Origin of the sequence: Streptomyces sp. NPDC060027 (assembly GCF_042737005.1) — a bacterium.
Taxonomy (GTDB): Bacteria; Actinomycetota; Actinomycetes; order Streptomycetales; family Streptomycetaceae; genus Streptomyces.
This window is the reverse complement of sequence record NZ_JBHWVI010000325.1, coordinates 1-7,106: the sequence shown is the minus strand read 5'-3', so window position 1 is coordinate 7,106 and position 7,106 is coordinate 1. Positions and strand designations below refer to the sequence as shown.

At 73.5% G+C, this 7,106-nt stretch carries 6 protein-coding genes; all 6 read left to right on the top strand.

Annotation, left to right across the window (positions count from 1 at the left end):
• Positions 1-324 precede the first annotated feature (324 nt).
• A complete protein-coding gene (locus ACFWBT_RS40370) occupies positions 325-1,818 on the top strand; it encodes an SCO6880 family protein (protein WP_385709061.1) in 1,494 nt (497 codons plus the stop codon).
• A gap of 11 nt (positions 1,819-1,829) precedes the next feature.
• The gene (locus tag ACFWBT_RS40365) at positions 1,830-3,323 is read left to right on the top strand and encodes an ATP/GTP-binding protein (RefSeq protein WP_385709063.1); all 1,494 of its coding nucleotides are present in this window, start codon (positions 1,830-1,832) and stop codon (positions 3,321-3,323) included.
• A 167-nt stretch (positions 3,324-3,490) separates the two neighbouring features.
• Positions 3,491-5,248 (top strand): type IV secretory system conjugative DNA transfer family protein, encoded by a 1,758-nt coding sequence (locus tag ACFWBT_RS40360; protein ID WP_385709058.1) that lies wholly within the window; start codon positions 3,491-3,493, stop codon positions 5,246-5,248.
• 29 nt (positions 5,249-5,277) lie between these two features.
• Entirely contained in the window at positions 5,278-5,727 is a 450-nt protein-coding gene (locus tag ACFWBT_RS40355) for a DUF4913 domain-containing protein (protein WP_385709056.1), read from the top strand.
• An 18-nt stretch (positions 5,728-5,745) separates the two neighbouring features.
• The gene (locus ACFWBT_RS40350) at positions 5,746-6,057 is read left to right on the top strand and encodes a hypothetical protein (RefSeq protein WP_385709054.1); all 312 of its coding nucleotides are present in this window, start codon (positions 5,746-5,748) and stop codon (positions 6,055-6,057) included.
• A partial coding sequence (locus tag ACFWBT_RS40345) for a zeta toxin family protein (protein WP_385709051.1) occupies positions 6,054-7,106 on the top strand: 1,053 nt, incomplete at its 3' end. The genes ACFWBT_RS40350 and ACFWBT_RS40345, both read left to right, overlap by 4 nt.

Below are 7,106 nucleotides of genomic sequence, written 5' to 3'. Positions count from 1 at the left end.
GCCGGGGGTGGTGCCGCGGCCGCGGGCGCGGCCACGGGCGGCGCGACCCTCGCGGTGCAGGCCGCGGCGGTCGCCGTGCAGACCGGTGTCGCGGCGGCGAGCGAAGTGGCCAACTCCCTCGGCGACAACGACGGGATGAAGGGCCACAACCAATAGGCCACGAGAACACGGGAGTTCGGGGCAGCACCTCCTCGGCCCACCGCGGCACGTCCGCGGACCGGCCTCGGCATCCCGGCGGAGCGACCACCGAGGCTCCGCGGGGACGCCGCCCCGGACTCCGACCCCTGTACGTATCCAGCGCTTCGAGCCGGAAGAAGGAACCCCATGTCCACCGACGCCATGACGCGTCCCACGTACGGGAACTGGCGCAGGCCCCGCCGTCCCGGACTCGGTCCGCTGGGTCTGCTCGGCACCGTCGTCGCCTTCGGCGGACTGCTGGTGGCGCTGCTGGCGTCGCTGGTCTCGCTGGCCGCCGCGATCGTCGTCCTGGTACCGGTCGGGCTCTTCCTCGCCCCGCTGGCGCTGCGCACGGTCGACGGCCGCAACGTCTACCAGGTCCTCGCGATCCGCCTCGGCTGGATGCGGCGGAAGGCCAACGGCTCGCACACCTACGTCTCCGGGCCGCTGTCCAAGCGCCCCGGCGGCCGCTACCAGCCGCCGGGGCTGCTCGCGCGCACCCGGATGCACGAGGGCCGCGATGCCTACAACCGCTCCTTCGGCGTGCTGCACCACCCGGGCCGCGGCCTGTACACGGTGGTGCTGGCCTGTGAACCGGACGGCGGTTCGCTGGTCGACCCCGCTCAGGTCGACATCTGGGTGGCCTCCTGGGGCGACTGGCTCGCGCGGCTCTCGCACGAGCCGGGCCTGCGCGGTGCCCAGGTGGTCGTGGAGACCGCCCCCGACACCGGGACGCGGCTCGCGGCCGAGGTACTCCCGCGCATCACTCCGGACGCGCCGGCCGCCGCGCGCGCCGTGATGGAGGAGGTCGTCCAGCGCTACCCGTCGGCGTCCTCCGAGATGCACACGTACATCGCCCTCACCTACGGCCCGACGGGCGGGCCCAAGCGCGGCACGGACGACATCATCACCGACCTGTCGATGCGGCTGCCCGGGCTGCTGTCCGGGCTGGTCGCGGCGGGCGGCGGCAGTGCCTACCCGCTGGCGGCCGACCGGCTCGCCGAGATCGTCCGGGTGGCGTACGACCCCGCCGTCGCGCCCGATGTGCTCAGCGCCCGCGCCGAGCACGCCACGACCGGGCTGGAGTGGGGCGACGCGGGCCCGGCCGCGGCCGTCGAGACCGTCACCTCGTACAAGCACGACTCGGGTGTCTCGCGCACCTGGATGCTGACGCTCGCGCCGCGCGGCACGGTCCGCTCCAGTGTCCTGCGCGGGCTTCTCGAGCCGGCTCCGGGAACCCGGCGCAAGCGGGTCTCGCTGATCTACCGGCCCATCGACCCGGCGACCTCCGCCCGCATCGTCGAGTCCGACCGGCGCACCGCGCATTTCATGGCGGGCTCGCGGCGCGGTCTCGTGCAGGCGCGGGCCAGTTCGGAGATGCAGGCCGCCGAGCAGACCGCGGCCGAGGAGGCGGCGGGCGCGGGACTCGTGGAGTTCTCGCTGATGGTGACGGTCACCGTGGACGACGAGGAGCAGTTGCAGGACGCGGGCATCACCGTGCGCAACCTCCAGGCCTCGTCCCGCATCCTGATGCGCCCCGCGGACCGCATGCAGGCCTCCGCGTTCACGTGCACGCTGCCGGTCGGCCTGCTGCCGTGGGAGCACACCCTCGTTCCGTACCAGATCAGGGAGGCGCTGTGAGCAAGCAGTCGATGCCGCGGATCCCGGGGACCCCGGCCACCGCACCCCCGCGCGGCTGGTACGGCCCCGCAGGCGGCCAGGTCGGGCATGTCGACCCGCCCGCGCTGTGGCGCGCGACCACCGTGCAGGCGTGCGGGCTGTGGCCGTTCGCGGCCGGCTCCGGCGCGCCGATGACCGGGGTGCCGCTCGGGCAGCACCTGCACACCGGGGCGACGGTGTGCGGTGACCCCATCTCCTGGTTCACCCGGGCCCGTTACATCTCCAACCCGTCGCTCTTCATGCTGGGCATGCCGGGCCTCGGCAAGTCGACCCTGGTCAACCGCATGCTGATCGGGATGTCCGCGACGGGCATCACGCCCCTGGTCCTCGGCGACCTGAAGCCCGACTACGCCGACACGGTACGGGCGTTGGGCGGCCAGGTGATCTCCATCGGGCGCGGGGTCGGCGGCATCAACGTCCTCGACCCGGGCGCGATGGGCGAGGCGGCGGTCCGGATCGGGGGCGAGCGCGGCCGGATCCTCGCGGCGGAGGCGCACGGCCGGGTGCTGAACATGGTCGCGGCGCTGATCACGATCGTGCGCGGGCGTCCGATGGACGACCACGAGCAGTCGGTGCTGTCCGCCTGTCTGCACCATCTCGCGGAGCGGACGAAGCCGGGGCGGGCGCCGATCCTGCCGGATCTGCTGAAGGTGCTCGACGAGGGTCCCGACCGGGTCCGCGCGGTGACGCTGGACCGTGGGAACGAGGCCCGCTACCAGGAGGCCGTGGACCCGCTGCACCGCTCGCTGCTGGGCGTGCTCGACGGACCGCTCGGCGACACCTTCGCCACCGAGACGTCGACCCGGATCAACCCGGCCTCCCCGGCGGTCTGCGTGGACATCTCCCGGATCGGCGAGGCGGACACCCAGCTGACGGCCGCGGCGATGCTCGCGGCCTGGTCGGACGGGCTCGGCACGGTGGCCGCCGCGCACGCGCTCGCGGATGCCGGACTCGCCCCGCAGCGCTGGTTCTTCACCGTCCTCGACGAGCTGTGGCGCCCGCTCCGGGCCGCCTCCGGCATCGTGGAACGGATCGACGCGCTGACCCGGCTGAACCGTTCGCTCGGCCTCGGCGACGCGAAGATCACCCACACCCTGAAGGACGCCGAGGCCCTCGGCAGCGAGGCCGACCGCGCGAAGGCGCGCGGCTTCGTGGAGCGGGCGGGGATGGTCGTCTGCGCGGGGCTCCCGCGGTCGGAGATGCGGGAACTCGGCGAGATCGTCGGCATGTCCGAGCGCGAGATCGAACTCGTCTCGTCCTGGTCGTCCCCGCCCGGCTGGGCCAGCACCGGCGGCAACGAGGAGCCGCCCGGACGCGGACGCTTCCTGATCAAGGTGGGCGGCCGCCCCGGCATTCCGATCAAGGTCTCCATCACCGACACCGAGCGGGCCCTGCACAACACGAACACCCGCTGGTCGGAGGCGGGCAAGCCGTCGCTGTCCAAGCAGGAGGGCGGGTTGCGGTGAGAACCACCGACCTGCCGCTGTCGGGGAACCGGGACCCGGCCGTCGGAAATTTCAGCCCGTCCGGCGTTTGAGGACGAGCGCGGAGCGCGACGGGGGCCGGGGGCGCGGCCCCGGTACGGGACGGGCCGGGGCGGCGGGAGCGACAACCATCGACAGGGGGACCAGGGATGAGCGGCACGAAAAGGACGACACCGGGCAGCGGGGAGGACTTCCTCCCCTGGATCGTGCCGGGGGCGGCCTTCCTCGTAGGCATCACCTTCTTCGGCGCGTGGCTGGGCGGAACCCTGGGCGCGGCGGTGAGCGGCGCCGGCTGGCACCCGCCGCCGTTCAGTCTGTCCACCCTGTCGACGCTGGTGAAGGACGGCCCCGGCACGGTGTGGCCGACAGCCTCGCCGACCGCGCTCGCCGCGGGCACGGCGACGGTCTTCGGCACCGTCGTGGCGGCCGTCGTCGTACTCGTCGTGCTCGTACGGCGCCGGATCACCACGCCCACCGGACTGGCGGGCCGCAAGGAACTGGCCGGCCTCCTGCCCAAGGGAGCCGCGCGGCGGGCCCGCCAACTCCGCCCGGTGCTCGGCAAGCTGCCGAAGATCACCCCGGACGACACCGGGAACCTCATCGGCAACCTGGAGCCCCGCGGCCCCGAACTCCGCTCCAGCTACGAGGACGTCGAGCTCGACCTGATGGCACCCCGCGCGGGCAAGTCCACCGGCATCGCGGTGCCGCGCGTCCTGCGGGCCCGCGGCAGCGTGCTGCTGACGTCGAACAAGGCGGACGTGTACAGCGTGACGCGGGCGGAGCGTGAACGCGTGGGCCGGGTCTGGACGTTCGACCCCCAGGGCATCGCCCACACCCCACGTGCCCTGTGGTGGGACATGCTCGCCGACGCCGCCACCATCGAGGGCGCCCGCCGGCTGGCCGGGCACTTCGTGGGCGCGGTCAACGACGACGCGTCCCGCCGCGACTTCTGGATCTCGGCCGCCCAGAACACCCTCACCGCCCTGTTCCACGCGGCCCATCGGGGCGGACGGCAGATCGGCGAGGTGCTCGGCTGGCTGGCCGACCCGGCCGACCGCACCCCCGTCGACCTGCTGCGCGACGCCGGGATGACAGCCCTCGCGGACCAGTTGCAGGGCACCGTGCAGGGCGCGGTGGAGACCCGGGACGGCATCTACGAGACCGCCCGCCAGTGTGTGGCCTGTCTGCTCGACCCGTCGATCGCGGCCTGGGTGACACCGGATCCGGCGCTGCCGCAGTTCTTCCCCGACCGCCATGTCCTGTCCACCGACACGCTCTATCTGCTGTCCAAGGACGGCGGCGGCTCGGCTGCCGGTGTCGTCGCGGCCGCCGCGGACTCCGTACTGCGCGCGGGGGTCGTCGCCGCCGAGCGAATGGGCGGACGGCTCGAACCGCCGATGACGGCGGTCCTCGACGAGGCGGCGAACGTCTGCCGGATCGCCGATCTCCCCGACCTGTACTCGCACTTCGGCTCGCGCGGCATCAACATCGTCACGCTGCTCCAGAGTTACCGGCAGGGCTCACGCGTGTGGGGCGAGGCGGGAATGGACGCGCTCTGGTCCGCGGCCACCGTCAAACTGCTCGGCGCGGGCCTGGACGACGCCGACTTCGTGGAGAAGATCTCCCGGCTGGTCGGCGAGCACGACGTGTCGACCGTCAGCTGGTCCAAGAGCAGGGACGGGCGCTCCCGGTCGACGTCGTACCGCCTGGAACGCATCCTGCCCGCCGACCGCATCCGCGCGCTGCCCAAGGGCACCGCCCTGCTCCTGGCGACCGGCATCAGGCCCGCCCTGGTCCGGCTCCGCCCCTGGTACGCCGAACCGGGCGCCGACCGCATCGCGACGGCGGCCCAGGCCGAGGTGAAGGCCATCACCGCCCGCGCGGCCGAAAGGATCACCAGCCGATGACATCCGCCGCCGAAGGGAACTCTCCCCCGATGACGACCGCCGCAGCCGAGCAGGAGCCCACCGCCGCTCCGCCGTTCATCCTCTATCTCGAAGGCCCGGAATACGCCGAGGAGATGGGTCAACTCGCCGTCTGGGTCACCGACCTGCTCCTCCCCGTCTACGGCCGCGAGGTCACCTCGCAGCAGCCCTGGTGCCCCCGCTGGTGGGAGCACCCGGAGGCGGTCGCCCGGCTGCACGGGCTGTGGCTGGCCTGGCAGGAACACACCGACCCGGCCGCCGGCGCGTCCGGACCCGCCGTCTGGCACCGCGACCACCTCGGCGCCGTGCTGAGCGAACTCCGGTCCCCGAGCGGCCCGTTCGCCGGATGCAAGCAGGGCAGCCACCGCCCGAAGACGCCACCCGCGGTCGAGTCGTACGAGGACGCGGTCGCCGCGTCCCGCCGACCGGACCCGGATCCGTACGAGACCAGCCTCTGGTAGACGAGGAATACTCCGCCCATGAACGACACCCCCGCACCCGGAACCTCCGCCGACGGTCCCGCTCCCTCGCTGCGCGCCTACCTCGGTCTCTACGCCGCCGGATTCGTCGAACGCGAGGAGATGGTCGCGACCGTCGCGGCCTGGCCCTTCGAGGGCGAGGAGGGGCTGGACGAGGGACACCCCGAACCGACCCATCAGGACAACACGCTGTCGGTCCTCGCCGGCGCGCGGCTGCTCGGACAGGTGACCCGCGAGGACGTGGCGGAGATCCAGCGCCGGATCGACGGCCGGCCCGACGGACCGCCCGGCAGGGACGAGCGGCGCCCATGACCACGGCCGACGGGCCGGAGGCGGGGCTCAGACCTGAATACCGCTCGCTGTACCGGGAGTTGCAGACCCGGATGTCGCCCGGCGGTGATCTCGCGCCGGGGGACGCCGACACGTTCGGCCAGTTCCGGCACGGCGCGCTGTGGACTCCGGACCGCGAGCGGATGCACGCCGCGATCCTGGAGGACTTCACGGCGCGCTGCGCGGGCATGCCGCGCGACGGGCATGCCGCGCTGCTCACCGCCGGGGCCCCCGGCGCCGGCAAGGGCGGCGCGCTGCGCGGGCTCGCCGCGTGGCAGGGGCAGGACGACGAACTGGGGCGCGCCCTGAACCGGATGCACGGCATCGACGTACGCGACTATGTGGTGCTGGACCCGGATGAATTCAAGGTGGCGCTCTTCGAGCACGGAGGATCACCTCGACTGGCCGCGCATTCCCTTGAGTTGTCCGACGGGCGGCGGGTCTCGCCGTCCGAGACGGCCTCGCTCACCCACCGCGAGTCGGCCTTCCTGCAGGGGGCCTTCGAGCAGTGGGCGCGGGGCGAGGGCTACAACCTCCTCTACGACGCGACCCTGCGCGACCAGCGCTGGAACGAGAAACTCCTCGGCGATCTGCGCGCCGACGGCTACGACAGACGCGTCCTGCTCTCGGTCGAGGTGCCCGTCGAACAGTGCCTCGCCCAGAACGCCGGGCGCTGGCAGCACGGCCGCACCGAGTTCGACGCGGGACGGGACCGGTACGGCGGCCGCATGGCCCCCGAGGTCATGATCAAGGACCTGTACGCGCGGAGCACCTCGGGGCGCGGCTTCTCCGTCGGCCGCGAGAACGCGGAGAAGCTGGTCGAGGGAGGACTGGCCACCGGGCTGATCACCTCGGACCGGGGCGCGTTCACCGCAGGGCGGGGAACCGGGGCGGCCCCGGCCTCCGGGCTCGGCGCCGCGCCCGCCCACCGGCAGGGCGACGCCACGATCCGGGTCGCCGCCGCAGGACGCCTGCGCTCCGGCGGCGGCAGCACGGCCCCGGCGGCGGGACGGACACCGACCGCACCCGGC

Excerpts from the sequence above, each read along its gene's own strand:
- ACFWBT_RS40370 (WP_385709061.1), top strand. The coding sequence starts at position 325 with ATGTCCACCGACGCCATGACGCGTCCCACGTACGGGAACTGGCGCAGG.
- ACFWBT_RS40365 (WP_385709063.1), top strand. The coding sequence starts at position 1,830 with ATGCCGCGGATCCCGGGGACCCCGGCCACCGCACCCCCGCGCGGCTGG.
- ACFWBT_RS40360 (WP_385709058.1), top strand. The coding sequence starts at position 3,491 with ATGAGCGGCACGAAAAGGACGACACCGGGCAGCGGGGAGGACTTCCTC.
- ACFWBT_RS40355 (WP_385709056.1), top strand. The coding sequence starts at position 5,278 with ATGACGACCGCCGCAGCCGAGCAGGAGCCCACCGCCGCTCCGCCGTTC.
- ACFWBT_RS40350 (WP_385709054.1), top strand. The coding sequence starts at position 5,746 with ATGAACGACACCCCCGCACCCGGAACCTCCGCCGACGGTCCCGCTCCC.